At 34.5% G+C, this 17,598-nt stretch carries 19 protein-coding genes and 1 tRNA gene; 6 read left to right on the plus strand and 14 right to left on the minus strand.

All coding sequences use genetic code 11. The features are described from left to right. The first annotated feature begins 11 nt into the window (after nt 1–11). On the plus strand, nt 12–707 hold the full coding sequence (locus tag BMX40_RS04210) for a helix-turn-helix transcriptional regulator (protein WP_090867159.1): 696 nt from the start codon (nt 12–14) through the stop codon (nt 705–707). A gap of 73 nt (nt 708–780) precedes the next feature. After that, a complete protein-coding gene (locus tag BMX40_RS04215) occupies nt 781–1,023 on the plus strand; it encodes a DUF2626 domain-containing protein (protein WP_090867161.1) in 243 nt (80 codons plus the stop codon). Nucleotides 1,024–1,557: 534 nt separating this feature from the next. Here BMX40_RS04215 and BMX40_RS04220 read toward each other — a convergent pair. Then, a complete protein-coding gene (locus BMX40_RS04220) occupies nt 1,558–2,181 on the minus strand; it encodes an MBL fold metallo-hydrolase (RefSeq protein WP_090867163.1) in 624 nt (207 codons plus the stop codon). A gap of 192 nt (nt 2,182–2,373) precedes the next feature. Between BMX40_RS04220 and BMX40_RS04225 the strand changes: the two genes are divergently transcribed. Continuing rightward, nucleotides 2,374–2,556, plus strand: a complete 183-nt coding sequence (locus BMX40_RS04225; RefSeq protein ID WP_090867165.1) for a DUF2759 family protein — start codon at nt 2,374–2,376, stop codon at nt 2,554–2,556. A gap of 61 nt (nt 2,557–2,617) precedes the next feature. On the opposite strand, the gene BMX40_RS04230 is transcribed toward BMX40_RS04225, so the two are convergent. From BMX40_RS04230 to BMX40_RS04245, 4 genes are all read right to left on the minus strand, one after another. Then, nucleotides 2,618–4,516, minus strand: a complete 1,899-nt coding sequence (locus tag BMX40_RS04230; RefSeq protein WP_090867167.1) for an LTA synthase family protein — start codon at nt 4,514–4,516, stop codon at nt 2,618–2,620. A gap of 158 nt (nt 4,517–4,674) precedes the next feature. Then, nucleotides 4,675–5,649: an ROK family glucokinase gene (locus BMX40_RS04235; protein ID WP_090867168.1), complete on the minus strand. Its 975-nt coding sequence runs from the start codon at nt 5,647–5,649 to the stop codon at nt 4,675–4,677. A 14-nt stretch (nt 5,650–5,663) separates the two neighbouring features. After that, nucleotides 5,664–5,858, minus strand: coding sequence for a YqgQ family protein (locus BMX40_RS04240; RefSeq protein ID WP_090867170.1), 195 nt, complete (start codon nt 5,856–5,858; stop codon nt 5,664–5,666). Nucleotides 5,859–5,915: 57 nt separating this feature from the next. Next, on the minus strand, nt 5,916–7,373 hold the full coding sequence (locus BMX40_RS04245; protein WP_090867172.1) for a spore germination protein: 1,458 nt from the start codon (nt 7,371–7,373) through the stop codon (nt 5,916–5,918). Between the two features lie 144 nt (nt 7,374–7,517). On the opposite strand from BMX40_RS04245, the gene BMX40_RS04250 reads away from it, so the two are divergent. After that, complete coding sequence (locus BMX40_RS04250) at nt 7,518–8,375, plus strand: hypothetical protein (protein ID WP_090867174.1); 858 nt, start codon at nt 7,518–7,520, stop codon at nt 8,373–8,375. A 4-nt stretch (nt 8,376–8,379) separates the two neighbouring features. Here BMX40_RS04250 and BMX40_RS04255 read toward each other — a convergent pair whose 3' ends face one another. The 4 genes from BMX40_RS04255 to rpmG form a co-directional block, all read right to left on the minus strand. After that, nucleotides 8,380–9,930 carry a rhomboid family protein gene (locus BMX40_RS04255; protein ID WP_090867176.1) on the minus strand — a complete coding sequence of 517 codons (1,551 nt, stop codon included), beginning with the start codon at nt 9,928–9,930 and terminating at the stop codon, nt 8,380–8,382. 157 nt (nt 9,931–10,087) lie between these two features. Further along, nucleotides 10,088–10,282 carry a hypothetical protein gene (locus BMX40_RS04260; protein ID WP_090867178.1) on the minus strand — a complete coding sequence of 65 codons (195 nt, stop codon included), beginning with the start codon at nt 10,280–10,282 and terminating at the stop codon, nt 10,088–10,090. 91 nt (nt 10,283–10,373) lie between these two features. Next, nucleotides 10,374–10,946 (minus strand): 5-formyltetrahydrofolate cyclo-ligase, encoded by a 573-nt coding sequence (locus tag BMX40_RS04265; RefSeq protein WP_342028667.1) that lies wholly within the window; start codon nt 10,944–10,946, stop codon nt 10,374–10,376. A gap of 117 nt (nt 10,947–11,063) precedes the next feature. Further along, nucleotides 11,064–11,213 (minus strand): 50S ribosomal protein L33, encoded by a 150-nt coding sequence (gene rpmG / locus BMX40_RS04270; RefSeq protein ID WP_019377954.1) that lies wholly within the window; start codon nt 11,211–11,213, stop codon nt 11,064–11,066. Nucleotides 11,214–11,390: 177 nt separating this feature from the next. Here rpmG and BMX40_RS04275 point away from each other — a divergent pair, with 177 nt between their 5' ends. Together BMX40_RS04275 and BMX40_RS20610 are read left to right on the plus strand one after the other, a co-directional pair. Continuing rightward, nucleotides 11,391–11,621 (plus strand): hypothetical protein, encoded by a 231-nt coding sequence (locus BMX40_RS04275; RefSeq protein WP_090867181.1) that lies wholly within the window; start codon nt 11,391–11,393, stop codon nt 11,619–11,621. A gap of 17 nt (nt 11,622–11,638) precedes the next feature. Further along, a complete protein-coding gene (locus BMX40_RS20610; protein WP_244513343.1) occupies nt 11,639–12,202 on the plus strand; it encodes a hypothetical protein in 564 nt (187 codons plus the stop codon). Between the two features lie 49 nt (nt 12,203–12,251). Here the strand turns inward: BMX40_RS20610 and phoU are convergent, their stop codons facing one another. The 5 genes from phoU to BMX40_RS04305 form a co-directional block, all read right to left on the minus strand. After that, nucleotides 12,252–12,911 carry a phosphate signaling complex protein PhoU gene (gene phoU, locus BMX40_RS04285; RefSeq protein WP_090867183.1) on the minus strand — a complete coding sequence of 220 codons (660 nt, stop codon included), beginning with the start codon at nt 12,909–12,911 and terminating at the stop codon, nt 12,252–12,254. Nucleotides 12,912–13,033: 122 nt separating this feature from the next. Further along, entirely contained in the window at nt 13,034–15,211 is a 2,178-nt protein-coding gene (locus BMX40_RS04290; protein ID WP_090867185.1) for a peptidoglycan D,D-transpeptidase FtsI family protein, read from the minus strand. Nucleotides 15,212–15,289: 78 nt separating this feature from the next. Then, nucleotides 15,290–16,558: an MFS transporter gene (locus BMX40_RS04295; protein WP_090867187.1), complete on the minus strand. Its 1,269-nt coding sequence runs from the start codon at nt 16,556–16,558 to the stop codon at nt 15,290–15,292. Nucleotides 16,559–16,681: 123 nt separating this feature from the next. Continuing rightward, nucleotides 16,682–17,293 (minus strand): superoxide dismutase SodA, encoded by a 612-nt coding sequence (gene sodA, locus BMX40_RS04300; protein ID WP_090867189.1) that lies wholly within the window; start codon nt 17,291–17,293, stop codon nt 16,682–16,684. Between the two features lie 172 nt (nt 17,294–17,465). Continuing rightward, a tRNA-Phe gene (locus tag BMX40_RS04305) sits at nt 17,466–17,541 on the minus strand. Between the last annotated feature and the right edge of the window lie 57 nt (nt 17,542–17,598).

Below are 17,598 nucleotides of genomic sequence, written 5' to 3' on the forward strand. Positions count from 1 at the left end.
AGGTGGGCTTAGTGGATAAGACATTGAAAGTCACAAACGTATTAAGTGATCCAACCCGATTTAAAATTTATGAACATATAATTGAACAACAAAAAGAATTTACCGTTAGTGAAATTTCTAATCAATTTGAAATTCACCCTAACGTTGCAAGGCTACATCTAACCAAACTAGAGGACATTAATTTGCTTATTTCTTACCCTCAAAAAACAGGCAAAGGTGGGCGACCAAGTAGATTGTATCGCCTTTCTGATGAAGTGATTGAATTGAACTTTCCACATCGTGATTATAGAATGCTTTCATCAATTGCATTAGAAGCATTTATTGAATTAGGGGAGCCAGGTAAACAGGCATTATTTCAAACTGGAAAAAAATATGGTACGAAGGTTATAGAAAACTATCCTGCAAACTCTAGTCACACACTTACCGTTGAACAAAAAATACAAATTTTAGAGGGTGCAGGGGTAGTTTCGGGAATGTATCCAAAGTTTAGTCACAATACCAAAAATAATTCAATATCATTTGAAGTTAATAATTGTCCATTTAAGGAAGTTGTATCCAAGGATCAACCGATGGTTTGCAAAATGCATCAATCATTTTTAAAAGGAATGTTTGAAGCTCTATTTCAAGATATTGAATTAATTGAAACAGAAAACATGTTTCTAGGCTGTAACCATTGCTCATATGTAGCTAAACTTACAAATATTTGATAGGATTGATTTACAATATTTAATTCCTCGTTTATAATAACAATGATGATGACACCTAAAAGGAGGGGAAAGCATGGATCGAATGTTTCGAGTGCTTGCCTTTTGGACGGGTATTTTTACAGTTATGTTTTATGTAGGAGACATGCAGAAAACAGCACTACTTTTCCTAGTTCAAACGGCTTTTTTCCTAACAGTAAGTTATTTAAAGTTATCTGAACGCATGTACATGTATTTATTTGGTGCTTATTGCACTGTATTTATGATTGGTTTTACATGGTATTCAGAATTTATTCTAGTTCCTGGATTTGGTCACTAAGAACAAAACAAAAACCCTGCTTACATATTGTTCGCGCAGGGTTTTTGTTTTGCTTAGGAAATTACAAAATGAAACCCCTATGGATAAATTATTGGCAGGAACAGCCCCGCTTCGAGGGACAGGTTGTCCTACTGTCTATGACGCCACAGGATAAGGAAAACTTCCAAGCGAAACAACGCAATACGATGTGACGCCTACGTAGCATTTCTCGTCCTATGATAGAATGCTCCATTAAAATAGCTACTTTGCATGCTACATGTAGCCACTTGGCATGACCAGGCACAATAGGTTTTCGGAGGGGCAAATAATTACATTCCCAGTCCGTACGCCTCTACCAAGGGTGTTTTTCGCTTTTGTTCTATAGTTACCACTGTTGACATGTTTTTAATATACATTTATAGTATTTATTGTAGCTTAACTTTTATCCCTAACCAACAAGAGCAGAGCACATCCCCCCTAAGACCCTTCTGAATAGAAGGGTCTTATTGTGTTATTGTTATTAAATAACTTGTTAACGTACTCCCCCGAGCCGATTTATATAGTAATAAATGGATTACTTCTTTTTTCTTCCATAATTTTAGTTTCTGAACCATGTCCAGGATATACTATAAAATGATCAGGTAGACGATATAGCTTTTCTTTTATGTTTGTTTCTAATTGGTTATAATTTCCACCAGGTAGATCGGTGCGCCCAATTCCTTTATTAAATAAAATATCACCACTAATTACGAAAGAGTCGTCCTTAAAGATAAAGCTAACACTTCCTGGAGAATGACCCGGTGTATGAATGATCTCAAAATTAAAACTTGAAATGGAACACTTACCCGGAATTAGATACTTGTCTGGATTATAAGTAGTTATTTCTTCTCCAATAAATAACGATGACCCATTTAGAGCTGGATCAGATAGCCAACACTTCTCTACCTCATGTAAATATACCTCAATATGATAAAAAGAACGTAGCTTATCAACTCCACCGATATGATCAAAGTGCGCATGAGTTAATAGTATTGCTTTGGGAGATAATTTTTCCCGTTCTAAGAAGTCGATGACTTTTTGTTCATCTCCTCCTGGATCAATGATTAATGCTTCTCCTTCTCTGTAAACAATATAACAATTTGTCCCAAGTGGGCCCAAAGACATACTTTTCACTTTCATTTTATCCCTCCTAATTGCTCCAACAGAATAACTACTTTTTAAGTATCTTGGTTCTGCTAAAAATCTCCATATTAACTCGACAAATAATCGATTTTATAATAAAATAAAGTATAAGTGTTGTTTAGATACATAATAATACAAATATAATTCCAATAGCAATCTTTTAGGAAAGTACATAAGGAGGATGTAATCATGTCACAACACATCGTTTTAGCAATTATGTTATTAGTAGTGGCTTTAGTCTCTGTAGTATCTGTCGTTCGTCAATTAAAATTTAAAAACTTCTTCGCTTTAGGATTCTCAGCAATTTCAGCACTATCTTTTGGATTTTTCTCAATCGCAACTATCATTCAAGTTTTAAAAAATGCAATGTAACATAAAGGAGCTACCTAAATGGGTAGCTCCTTTATAAAAGCTGCCAATTTGGCAGCTTTTTTTATTCGTCGAAGTCAATGAAACGGAATAAATCACCATAAATTAAATTGTCAGACAGACTTAATTCTTTTTCTACTTTTTCTTTAATTGGCTGGCAGGCATTATTTTGTTGTTCCTTGTTCGAATGGTTATTTTCCGTAGCAATTGCTTCTCCAGTTAAACGTTCATAACAAACTTCACCTGTATACACATAATCTTCACTCACAAAGTCACCATTTCGAAGTGCAATAAATCCTTTCCGATCATCATGGAACAAATCATTGCCAAAATAAATATCATTATCCGTTTCAATTCCTAACATATGCAACAATGTTGGTTTAATATCAATTTGGCCAGCTATTTCAGACTTAACTTCCCCTTCTCCATGACCTGGTATATGAATAAAAAGCGGAACTCGTTGTAACTGCAAGTAATCATAAGGGGTAATTTCCTCTTTTTCTAACAACTGACTCATTGCTTTATTATGATTTGCACTAATTCCATTATGGTCCCCCATAATAATAATGATGGAATCCTCATATAAATCCGAAACCTTTAATTGGTCAAAAAACGCCTCGATTGATTCATCCGTATATCTTACGGTCGGTAAATAATTATTAAGCGTATTCGAGTTCGAGTCATACGGTTCAATTGATCGATCTTCATCGTCTAAATCAAAGGGGAAATGATTTGTTAATGTTATAAATCTAGAATAGAAGGGTTCTTCTAAGGTTTGTAAATACTTTATCGACTGTTCGAAAAAGGACTTATCCTTCAACCCCCAACCTACCGAGTTTTCTTCATTAACTTCATAGGAATCAATATCATAGAAATGGTCATAATTTAGGCTCTCATACATTTGATCACGATTCCAAAAACTTTTGTTGTTAGCATGAAAAACAGTTGAATAATAGCCGTGCTCTTTTATCATTTCAGGAAAGCCATGATATTCATTCTGACCATGGGTGAAAAAGACTGCACCTCTGGAAAGTGGATATAGCGAATTATCTCCTAAAAACTCTGAGTCAGACGTTTTCCCTTGTTCCGTTTGGTGGTAGAAATTTTCAAAGTAATACGTATCTTCATCTTCTGTAAGGCTATTCATAAATGGTGTGATTTCTTGTCCATTTACTTTATTATTAATTACAAAGCTTTGGACAGATTCTGCCCAGATTGTGATGACGTTTTTCCCTTCTGCTACACCAAACAAATCCGATTTTTCATTACTTCTAATCTCTTTTTCAATATAATCTTTAATTTCTTTAATTTCGTTTTCATCCGCGAACACTCGTTGTGATTTAACTTTTGAGTGAAGTATGACATCGTAAATATGGTAATTAAATAGTCCAATATTTTTCACTAGATATTCTCGGTCAAATGCACGAGTGAATAATTGAGGCCGTTCAAGCTCAGCTAGAAAGAAATTACCTGCTAGCAAGACCATAGACATGGTTACAGCAAATACTTTTCCACTTCTTTTAAATGGCTCAATTGCAGTTGTTTGTTGTTTAGATGCCAAGTACCAAATAATGATAACATCAAAAAACCAAACAATATCATAGGGTTTAATTAAAGATATGACACTAGTACCTAAATCAGCTGCGTTACTCCCCTGAAATAACTGAGGTAACGTAATAAAATCTGTATAAGACCGATAGAATACTAGGTTTGCAAATACAACAAATGAACCTATAAAAGCCATATAGCGGAGAAATTTCATTTGGCGAGATTGCTTTTTAAACCAGACACTGATCGCAAAAATAATAAATGCTGAAACAAATGGATTAATTAATAAGATGAACTCCTGCAATACATTATCAAGCTCTATTGAAAACATAAATCGATAAACGATATATGTTTTCAACCCAAATAATAATGTTGCAATGACATAAAGTGGAATTCTTCCCCATTTCGTATTCATATTATATCCTCCCACAATACTCCCATTACATAATAATTATTATGCTATTGTTTTAAATCCGTTACGGCAAAAAACACGTCTATAATTAATTAGACGTATACTCATACGAAAAAGTTTCACTTTTTCTATGAAATATATATATTGAAAGAAAATACAGGCTAGAACGTTACATTATTTACCTTTTGTTGTACAAGAAATGCTGCACCAATAATTCCTGCATCATTCCCAAGCTGTGCAATTTTTACTTCACAAACATTACTTATTCTAGGTAAAGCATATTTATGAAAAGCTTTATTTATTCCTTGAATTAGTTGTTCACCTGCTTTTGATACTCCGCCACCTACTAATATTTTTGACGGATTAACAATTGTAGACATATTGGCAATTGTAAAGCCCAATATATCTGTCGTATTATCTACAATGTCGATACATACCTGCTCTCCTTCTAAGGCAAGCTCAAAGATATCTTTTGAACTAATCTTCCCATTTTGCTCATATCGTTGACTCAATAAATTAGATTGGTCTTTCTCTATTGCCTTCATTCCTTGACGAACAATACCTGTAGCAGACGTAACTGTTTCTAAACACCCATTACGTCCACAATTACATAAATATCCATCTTTCTCAACTGTTATATGTCCAATTTCACCCGCAGTACCGTTCGCTCCATTTAATATGGAACCATTCGCAATTATGCCACCTCCAACTCCAGTTCCAAGTGTAATTGCGATCACATTTTTGGATTGATTTCCTGCTCCTTTCCAATTTTCTCCTATAACAGCAATATTGGCATCATTTTCTAAAAACACTGGAAGTTGTGACTTATCTGTTAACATTTTAGCTAAATTAAAGTCTTTCCAACCAATGTTAACAGCTTCATGTACAATACCTGCATCACTATCAATAAACCCTGGTGCACCTACACCAATCCCTAACAAATTATTGCGTTCAATTTCAGAGTGACGTAGTAACCGATGATCAATTGAATTCCAGATATCAGGAACAATGGATGCTCCTTGATTGTCTGTATTTGTCTTTATCTCCCATTTATCTAATATCTCTCCGTCCTTATGAATAACACCTATTTTCACCGTGGTGCCACCAATGTCGACGCCTATCATATATTCTTTCATCTGTTGCCCTTCCTTCACTTGTTAAGTAGTCTTTTTTCCCTTCTTAAGACAAGTAATGCTTTTTGATAATCTTCAACGTAAATTAACTTAGATGAATATAACTCTTTTAATTCCATTTCCATGAGTTCTAGATCAGACATTCGGTCTCCTAGATAAATAAAAATCCCAAATCGTTTTAATAATTGTTGTACATCATAAAATGAATTCATTAATTCTCACCAAAATAATTATACCAAATTTAACCCTAAAAAAAAATCCAGATCTTCTTACCGATCTGGATCTTGTGGGTGTAATAATTTTGGCCGTTTGCTTTTTAACGGTATTGGGGATCGTAACAGAACATCTCGAAACGCTCGATACGAAAATGGAATAAACGGCCATAAGTATGGGGATTGGAATGAACTCATTCTCGTAAGGTAAATTACCCAAATGGTAATACCAGCTATATACCCGATAATCCCAAACATAGCAGTAGTTAATAATAAATAGATACGAACTAACCGATTGGCTAGACTTAATTCGTAACTAGGTGTTGCATATGTTCCAATAGCTGCAATCGCTAAATATAAAATAACCTCATATGAGAATAACCCTACTTCAATGGCAACCTGACCTATTAAAATTGCTGCCACTAATCCGATTGCAGTGGCTAATGAAGTCGGCGTGTGTATGGCGGCCATACGTAACATATCTATTCCTAATTCAGCAAGAATAAACTGTAAAAGTAATGGGACCATACCGTAGTCATTTGGCCCAATGTACTCTAATCCTTGAGGTAAAAGGTCTGGATTTATCGAAAATAAATAGTATAACGGTAAAATAAAAATTGATGCTAATACCGCAAAAAAACGAACCATGCGTAAATAGGCACCTACTAATGGTTTCTGGCGATATTCCTCTGCATGTTGTAGATGATGCCAGTATGTTGAAGGAGTAATCATAACACTTGGTGATCCATCAATGATAATCAGTGCATGTCCTTCATATAAATGGGTAGCAGCAGTATCTGGCCTTTCGGTATACCGCACAGTAGGAAACGGGTTCCAATGACGTCCAGATATAAATTCCTCAATCGTCTTCTCGGCCATTGGTAGGCCATCCGTATCTATCATTTTCAAGCTTTCTTTTAACTCTTTGATCCGCTCTTCTTCTGCAATGTCTTTCATATAACAGACACAAATATCTGTTTTGGACCTCCTGCCTATTTGCATATACTCCATTCGTAAAGAACGATCACGAACCCGTCTTCTAGTCAAGGCTGTATTAAACACAATTGTTTCTACGTAACCATCCCTTGAGCCTCGAACAACTCGCTCCAAGTCAGGCTCTCCCGGTGAGCGTACGGGATACGTCCTTGCATCAATAATGATGACTTTATCAATACCCTCAACAAGTAATGCGGTAGGGCCACTTAACACTAAATCCGTTACTTGGTTTAAATCATCCACCATGTCTAATTCAACATATGGAAGATACCGTTTGATTAATTTTGTTAGTGGGTCTGGCTCTAAATCTTTCGGTTCTAACTTCGCTAGTAATTTCATTAATAGATGCATGATGTCATCTTTAACAAAACCATCAACGAAAAACATCGCCATATTCTTCCCAGCATATTCCACATCTAGATGTATCAGGTCAAAATTATCATCGATCCCTAATCTATCATGTATATAAGAAACATTTTTAGAATAGGTTGGGAACATTTGCTGTTTTTCTTTTTCCATATTATCACCAAACAATCATTCATATTCGTAATTATAGTTTGAGCGTAAATGATAATTCTATTCGATTCATTTCAAATATAAACAATCATATATGCATGTCCTCGCACATATTGTTGTAAAAAGGAATCGTAGAGGATGAAAAAGATGAAACAACCTTTCATTATTTTAATTTTATTTGCGCTTGTTACCTCATTTGGCATTTATTATGTTGTAAATAATAACGCTCAACAAGTTATTACGTACTTTCCGCTTGATGAGAACGCATCCTTTGAAGAAGCAGTTACAAAATTAGATTTTATAAAACAAGATAACTCAACAAGTACAATTGACTGGACAAGTTTATCCAAAAGTGATCCAAAATTATACTTACGCCAAGACGTTTCATTATTATTTGCCAATGGGATGTTAAAAGGTATCCGCACTAAGTGGCTACAAAACGAAACTGATATTAAACTAGAACAAAAAATGAAAAACAAAGGGGATACACTATGGCAATCCATATCCTTTCACCATGGGGAGGTCCATGGACCAGAGGATTTAATTAAAAGTATTCAAAAAATGACTTATGATCAGTTATATGTTTACGATTCCAATATAGACGGTTTACATGCATTTCACAAGCCTTCCAATCAATCTGAACAACTGGAAATGAAAATGCTTCATAACCAAAGGAATCAAAACACATTAAAATACTGGCAGTCACTAATGCATCATTTTTCGATTGAAAGTGATAACTATCATCTCATTCCACTGACTGAGCTTTATCAGTACCAGTCAAAAAATTTCCCTAAATTGTCAAGGGCAAGAACAGATAAGATTATTGGACAATTATGGGAAGGATTATATAAAAACTATATCATTCCAATTACTGATTCCAAAGAGATGAAGTCTAGTAGCTATATGCCAATTATATTACTGGATAAACAGAATACCCATTTATATGTACTATTTGAACTTAACGGCAAAAAAGAACGGTTAATACAAAAAATAACCCCAGAGTAAGAACTTAATCTGGGGTTATTCCAATTATTTCCTCATATAAATCTTTAAAACCTGGATCACTTGGTTTTAGTTCATACGCCTCTTTAACCATTTGTTTGGCCCGACTATCCTTCGTCTCATGGTACAGTAAAGCTAAATTATAATAAGCCTCTGGTATTTTTTCACTCGATTTTTGTTGATGCTGTATACTATTTTCTAAATCTGTTATTGCTTGTTCATTCTCTTTTAGGGCTATATACGCATAAGAACGTTGAAATAAAAATAGAGGTTGGTAGTTATCATTGTTTTCCAATCCTATCGAAGCTTGCTCAATCACCGCTTCATAATCTTGCTTCTCTAATAATTCCTCAATAATCGTTAATTGATATTCAGAACTATTTATATGAATACTATACCCATACACACCAAATCCAAGTAGCAATAAAATATATAGTATGATTGAACTGAAAGATACAAATCTCCTCTTCAATTTAGGGAGTTGAACAAATGCTGCACTAACAAACCCTGTAATTAATCCGCCAATATGAGCACTTGCATCAATTTGTGGAACTAGAAAACTAAAGACAATATTAATTACAATAAGAATGATTAAACCATTACCAAATGTTCGAAAGAATAACTTCTTATAGTTAAGTCCGAAAAATAATAGCGCACCAACTAATCCATAAAGAGCACCCGAGGCACCAGCAGATACATTCGTCGTAAAAGCAAAACTTGTCACTCCTCCACCAATGCCAGCCAAAATGTATATGAGCAAAAACCTCCAGGACCCATATATTCTTTCGACTAAACTACCTAAATAAAAGATGGCAAGCATATTCATACCTAAATGAATAAAACCGATATGCAAAAACATTGACGTAAAAACTCGCCACCATTCCCCGTTCAAAATAGCAGGATTATATTTTGCACCATAGTTAATTAAGGTGTTTGTATTGGTACTGCCACCATTCATTTCTAACAAGCCAAACAGAACCACATTTATAGCTAATAATAAATAGAGAAAAAATGGTTTACCATAATTGTAGACATTTTTCCATTCTGTTTGTTGATTTTTTAAAGCTTCACTTACTTGCTTTTTATATGAATAAACGTATTCCTCCATTTCCCGTTCTGGAATATAAGTTAGATTCCACCCTTCTCTTAGGTGCAATGCTGATTGCAAACGGTCCAGTTCATTTGTAAAAGTAGTAGTAGAAAAATAGAAAACCTTCATTAGTACTTCTTTCTTGTCCTTTAATTTCATTGGCTTCTTTAAAATTTCCCAATCATCAACCGGCGTGTTTGTAGCTATATAAACATTGTGAATCTCTACAGAACCTCTTAATGTCTTTTCTATCGATTTTATTCGTTGAAATACCATTGCAATATCATTTTTGAAATGATTTTTCCAAGCAAATTCTTTATGTATTAACCTAACAACTGTTGTTTTCTTTTTTTCATATTTAGCCAACCATATTTCGTCAATCTCTGTATTGATATGAATTATTTCGAAGTGGTTATTTTCCAACATCTCAGCCAAACCATACAATGTATAGAGTTCTTTAACTTCCATTCCATGTCCTCCCCTAAGCTACATCATATCAAAACAAGGTCATTTTTTCTTTTATCAACTATTAGGTACATACAATAATTGATCCTTCAATCAGAGGAGGCCACTGAAAAAACATAAGTTTTTCAGTGGCCTCGTTCATGACAACTTCTTTTTTGTATTACGTATTATTGGTTGATTGATTAAATAGATTCGGAATAATTTTCGAACGCAAATTTGGCATGTTCATGGAAAGCGTCACAGCTATTTTCCTCAGAAAACTAACAGCAAGAATCGTATTCATCACACGATACCGCCATTTGTATAAAATAGAAAATGCTGTCACAACACAAGTAAGAAATACAACAATTCTCATATTAACACCCTTTTCGTGTAGTGGTGTTATTAGTTATTTTCAACTGCTCCTTTTTTATGCATACAGGCTCTAAAATGAAAAATGATTGGAATTACGAAATATGATGAACACCTGATTCTGTTACAAAATGTTGCACAGGTATATCAAACGCTTCAACAGGTAGTTCTTCCATGAGTTGTATTTTACTAACCATTGAAATCGTAGTACCTGCATAATCCGACAAGAGGCGATCATAATATCCTCCACCAAACCCAATACGATATCCGTTCCTATCAAAAAGTAAACCTGGAACGACTAACAAATCAATATTGGAGAGATTTACTTCCGTTGTTTTTTGAGGATTTGGTTCTAACAAGTTATAGTAAACTACTTCAAGCTGATCGAAATCGGTTAACTCGTAAAATTTTAATTTTTTATCGGTTGGGAAACATTTTGGGACAACTATTTGCTTATTAGCTTTCCAACCTAGTTTAACTATCTCTTGCGTATCCCATTCGAATCCTTGGGATATTGTAACTCCGATTGTGCCTGAATCCCTCCAAAGGTCTGAATGCAGTAGATTATGTAACAGTTTTTTTTCAATTCCTCGCTTTTCCTCATTACTTAGATCCTTTAGGGAAGAAATCATACCTTGACGCAATTTTTTCTTATTCAAATCTCTCACCCCCTTTTTTATAAAGGTTATAATCATTCACGTTTTACACCAAACCAAATATAAGTAAAAATCCTCTAGAAAGACACACTTGCCAATCTAAAGGATTTAAATTCTTATCAAAACGTATTATTTAGTTTCACGATGTAACGTGTGTTTTTTAAGACGTGGACAATATTTTTTAAGCTCAATACGCTCAGGGTTCGTACGTTTATTCTTTGTAGTAATATAATTACGATCTCCTGTTTCAGTACAAGCTAATGTGATATTTACGCGCATGTTTTTCCCTCCAAACTATAACAACTTGCTTTATAGGCATTCTTTGATTCATCTCAGACCTATTTATAATAGCAGAAGTTAGTAAATCAATCAAGGTGCTAATGGAAAAAATTAATTGTTTTCTCTTTCCAATTTCTATGGTATAACTAGTATTGTATATGAAATGGAGGTAGAAAAATGATTTTTGCAGGAATAACAATCGTTGTGATATCAGTTGCTTTATTTATTCTATCGTTTTTCCTAACTGATAAATTCGAAAAACTAGAAAATGAACTAGAACAATTATCCATATCTACAATGCAAGAAACCTATCAACTTAAGAAAAAAGTTAAAATACTTGAAGAGGAATTATTAGCTGAGGATATGTCAGTTGATATAGCAGCAACGGAAGAACCACAAGATTACTAAATTCTAAAATAAGTTAGGTGAAGAAAATGAAACAATCCATTCGAGCTTTCTCTATCGGGTTATTTTCAGCAGGATTAGTTCTTCTAGCTGTCTACTATTTCGACAATGGATCTACACAAGACATTACGGAAATGCCCGTCGATGATGTAATAGCCTACATGAAAGAGGAGTATGGCTATCGTGTCTTAACTGAATCTGAATTTATTTCCTTAACAGTAAATCAAGAGGCAAACGATTCCGAATCAAAGGAAGAAGCAAACAAAGAATCTGAAGATACTAGTTCTGCTAAAGCTAACGAAGAAGAAGAAACAGACAAAGATGAGAATGAAAAAAGTGAAGAAGAGGATCATGAAGAGAAGAACGAAGAAGAGGAAACGATCACTTCCTACACACTAACAATTGAAGCCGGTAGTGCGTCTTCTGTAGGAGATAAACTAGCAGAGAACGGTATTATTGATAACGCAAGTGAATTTAATCAATATTTAAGTGACGAAGGTTATGATGTCAAAGTTCAATTAGGAGAATTTGAGGTACAAAGTGATATGAGCTTTAATGAAATAGCTGAAGTTATTACAAAATAAGAAAAGGAAGCAAATTAGTTTTAAAACTGAGTTGCTTCCTTTTTGCTTTTTAATAATTTAAATTATAATTTTCACCCTTTACTAAAAACAGTATACTTTCTCCAATATTGGTAATGTGATCGGCGAACCGTTCGATATACCTTGCACAAAAAGCAATTTGCATAATGTACTGGATTTGTTCAGGATTCATAGCTGTTTTGCCTAGAAGGTCTGTAATCACCGTTTTATAAATTCTATCTACACGATCATCCAATTCTGAAAGCTTCTGTGCGATAGAAATATCTTCATACTGGTAAGCGCGTAAAGCAATATCCAGCATCTCTAACGTAGTATCCCTCATTGTTTTTAGTTCATTTGGAATATCAGATTTCATTTCAAAACCGAGATGTTTAGTAGCTTTCGCAATATTTTTAGCATTATCACCCATTCTTTCTAAATCCGTTACAATTCGCAAATTTATGATTAAATGTCGTAAATCCGTTGCAACTGGTTGCTGTTTTGCAATAAGTAGGATGGTTGCATCGTTTATCTTCATTTCAGCCTTATCAATCATTTTGTCAGATTGAATAATATGATCAGCTAGTTCTAAATCTTGATTATATAAAGAGTCAATCGCTTTTCTTAATGCATCTTCTGTCAATTGAGATAATTGAATAATATCCTTCTTTACCGCCTCTAATTGCATTTGAAATTGCTCACGTATAACCATAATAGCCCCCTTGATTTCCTTTGAACCAATTATAAATTATATTTTTGAAGCTACTATGAATTTAATGTAAAAAAATAATTAATAAACCTAAGGATCCGTAATATGGAGCCTTAGGTTTATTATTACTCTTCTTCATTATCTACTTCTTCCTCATTATCCGTATCCATATTTCCTCGCTCACGCTTTTCCTTTAACTCAAAATACGTATCCAAAATTCTTGTACCTATTTTATGGTTAATTCCATTCCCCTCTCTAGTGTCGGGGACAATTAGCGCGAAAGCAACTTCTGGTTCATCATGAGGTGCATAACCTATTAACGATAAGTTAACTGTATCTGCAACTTTTTCCCAACTACCATCCTCATTTTGCTCATAAACTTCATTCTCTGCAGTACCCGTCTTCCCTGCTGGTTTATATTTTTTATCTCCAAAGTAACTATATCCTGTACCACCAGATTCTTGCATTACTTGACGGAATCCTTCTTGAACCCGTTCAATTTGATTTTGCTCCATGTCCACTCGATTTAATATTTCTGTATTCACAACCTTGTGAACGGAACCAAGCTGACCTTCTTCAGCACTTGGCATGCGGACTTCTTTTAAAAAGTGAGGCCTCACTCGATATCCATCATTTGCGATAGTGGAAACATACTGTGCTAACTGCATTACAGTATACGTATCATACTGGCCGATTGCATAGTTCATAAACAACCCTGCATTTAAAGCGCTATCCCCTTTATAGCCAGTGTTTTCATAGGTGTAATCGACACCGGTTTCTGCACCCAACCCAAATTGACTAAAATAACCACGCATTTCCTGCCATGCATCTGTATCAAAGGAAGCCCTTTGCCCGTTCGGAAAAGGATATCGATACTCCCCACCCATTCGGAGCGCAATATAGAACATATATACATTTGATGAACGTCTTAACGCACCACGATCATCAAGTGTTCCTAGCCCATTCGTCCAAGACCCTTTAGGCTCGTCGCCAGCAATTTTTATTGGACTGTCATGAAAATACTGTCCTGGATTTATGACACCAGATTCAAATCCAGATAATATCGTAGCACCTTTTACAACAGATCCTGGTCGGTGTGCATCATATAAAGCTTTATAAGGTGCATTTATGAATTCATTGTCTTGTTTATCGTACTCTTGACCAGCAACAGCTAAAAGCTCACCGGTTTTCGGATTAATTACTACTGCTATCGCATCAGTCATATACTGATTTTGATAAGGGTTTTCCTTACGAGCAGCTGCAATTTCTTCCTGTAATATGATATCAACTTCTTTTTGCAACTCCATGTCGATGGTGAGAACTAAATCTTTCCCTCTCTCACCTTCGACAACCGTGTCAACATCTATTACTTCTCCTTTTTTATTCGTTGTGTATTGTATTTGCTCTTTTCGACCGCGTAAAAGTTCTTCATACTGTTCCTCTAGACCGCTTTTGCCGACACGATCATTTCGATTATAATTCCTTGTTAAATAGTACGTCGCATTCTCCGCTGGTATGCCTTGATCTTGTGTTGTGATTCTTCCAATTAGATTTTGGAATGTTTCACCATAAGGGTACTCTCGATTCCAATCAACACTTGCATTTATTCCTGGAAGTTCATGTAAATGTTCGGCAACCCTGGCATATTCTTCAGGAGTAACATTTTCATTTTTTACTATCTGCGGAGTAAGAGAATACGCTTTATCCAATTCTTTTTTAATGAGAATTACTTCTTGTTGTTCCTCGGTAAATCCACTGATTTCCTCTTCTGTGATGCGGTCCAATATTTCATTGTAGGCTTCCGCATTACTCATATCTGCAGCTTCTTCTATAGAAAGACGACTATCGGCTTCCTCACGGTTCTTTAAGTACCAGTATTCCTTCTTATTTCTTTCTGTTATTGAATTAATTTGTTTTTCGCGAACATCTTTACAATCTTCTAATTCATCACTTTCCTGTATTCCTTCACAGCTTTCCAGCATAGAAATATACTTCGATAAATCTTCGGCTAATTCTAATCGATCCTCTGCTTGAACACCCTTTGCAGGTGTGTACGTAATGGCATAGGATGCTTCATTATCTGCAATTACATTCTGATAACGATCATACATCTTCCCTCGTGGCACAGGTACGTTTGTTGTATCTTGAATGGTTTGATCAATCTCCTCTTGGAAACTTTCACCATTAAGTATTTGTACAACACCTAACTGTAAAATTAACACAGAAAACAGTAAAAAAACTACAAAAAATATGATATTTAAACGAAAAGGCAACTGGGCTCTTTTCTTTTTATTTTTCTTCATTACTCTCCCCCATTACTAGCTAAATACTTCAATCTTACCGTTTCATTATACCATTTATTTTACTATATCCTAATTGATTTATCGATTGTTTTCATCCGATAACTGATCTTTGACTAACACTTCTTTTTTGGGGTTGGTAAGAAAAATATTTCTAATGGAAAGATAGATAAATAAGTGTAATGCACCAAATACAACTAAAAGTATTGGAATAATAGTTTCTGCCTCAACAAGGTTTACAGCTATTAAAAATATAATGATTGAAGTGACACGTCCAATATTAAGGAAGAATTCACGTACGACAATATATTCTATGCGTAATTCTTTTGCCTTCCGTGCTTTCCCAATCACATCATAGGTCATGGACATGTAAGGAACATTAATAATCGGATAGGCAATACCAATTAAAATTCCGTAAATAATTAGCGTTAAATAACTAGCGTGAATGAGGATCAGAAAGAGTGACATGTACAACAAGATACTTCCAAATAAAATAGCTTGTTTACGTTTTGACTGTTTCACAAATTTTGAAGTCAAAAAATAAAACACAAACGAAAAACCAGAAAAGAATAAATTAAACATCCCCAAAGATAACTCGCTTTGAGTGACAATATAGATCCATATCGAAATAACAAACATGAAAATCCCTTCACGCAATCCTTGGAATACATGCGCATTTAAAATCCGATTCCAGTTGTTATTATGTTTTCTTTCTTGAACAATCTTCTTAAAATAGAAATTTCCTTCTGCTGATCTCCTTTTTAAGAAAAAACTACCAATTACGGCACAAATAAATAAAATAAAGGATATTGTAAAGATTACCGTATACCCTACATTTTCGGTCATATTTGATATGATTATACCAGCAGAGATTGGCGCAATCATACCACCGAATGACTGCAAAACACCCAAAAAGCCATTGAAGAAATCACGTGTTTCCGGTTCTGTGATTTCAAAAGTTAATACATTAAACGCTAGCCAATAAAAACCATAACCTATGCCCAGGAGACCTCCCAATACAAAATTAAAAGTAGATGCATTTTCCCCAATATATAGTACACATAAAAAAAATAGGGATAAAAATATTACACCTAGTCGTAAGACCACAACCCGATCGATTTTTTTTGCAATTCTACCAGCTAAAATAAACGACAATGGTTGGAATATAAAAATAGCTAGGTTATAAACAGCAATTGTTATATAATCACCAGCTTGTTTCCACAAATAAATATTTACAAAGGTATTTGATAAAAATATTCCCAATGAATATAAACCACCAATAACCAAAAGTAGGATCAGGTCTCTATTGATTTCAGTTTTACCAATTATATGTTGAAGAGTTTTATGCATATTTAATTGCTCCTTTATCTCTCTATCCTTAGTTTGAGCAATAAACTCTCCGATATTCCCTTTTTAGAAGCATAAAAAAAACACGAGATCTCTAATCCCGTGTTTTTCTGAACGATTTACAACTTATTTAGCTTCGTTATAATTTTTAGCTACTTCATCCCAATTTACCACATTCCAGAATGCTTTTGCATAATCAGGACGTTTGTTTTGATATTTTAAGTAATACGCATGCTCCCAAACATCAAGACCTAATAACGGAGTCTTCCCTTCCATTAATGGAGAGTCTTGGTTAGGTGTGCTTGTAACTTCTAGTTCACCATTGTTAAGAACTAGCCAAGCCCAACCGGAACCAAAGCGAGTAGCTGCAGCAGCTTCAAATTCTTCTTTAAATTTATCAAGACTACCAAATTTTTCATTTATTTTATCTGCAAGTTCACCAGTTGGCTCTCCACCACCATTTGGGGATAAAATTTTCCAGAATAGGCTATGGTTTGCATGTCCACCACCATTATTACGTACTGCAGTACGAATGTTTTCAGGTACTGCATCAAGGTTGCTAACTAGTTCTTCAATAGACTTCCCTTGAAGATCAGCATTTCCTTCAAGTGCACCATTTAATTTCGTTACATACGTATTATGATGCTTTGTATGGTGGATGTTCATTGTTTCTTTGTCAATTGTAGGCTCTAATGCATCATATGCATAAGGTAATTCAGGTAATTCGAATTTAGCCATGTTAAAACTCCTCCTTCTATAGAAATAATATGAAAGGGATGAATATTCATCCTTTAATTGAAAGATTATCAGAGGTTTCCAGTTGTTGCAAATTATATGCATAATATAATACGTTAAAATCATCTAAAGTAATTGTAATACAAAAAAACAAGCATTCGCTTGTCTAAATTAATGGTGGCTCGGGACGGAATCGAACCGCCGACACAAGGATTTTCAGTCCTTTGCTCTACCGACTGAGCTACCGAGCCTCATTGTATGAATAATTTAATTAGTATTTAAACTTTCTAATTCTTGTTCTGACCCCT

It is taken from the genome of Oceanobacillus limi (assembly GCF_900111445.1).
Lineage (GTDB): Bacteria > Bacillota > Bacilli > Bacillales > Amphibacillaceae > Ornithinibacillus > Ornithinibacillus limi.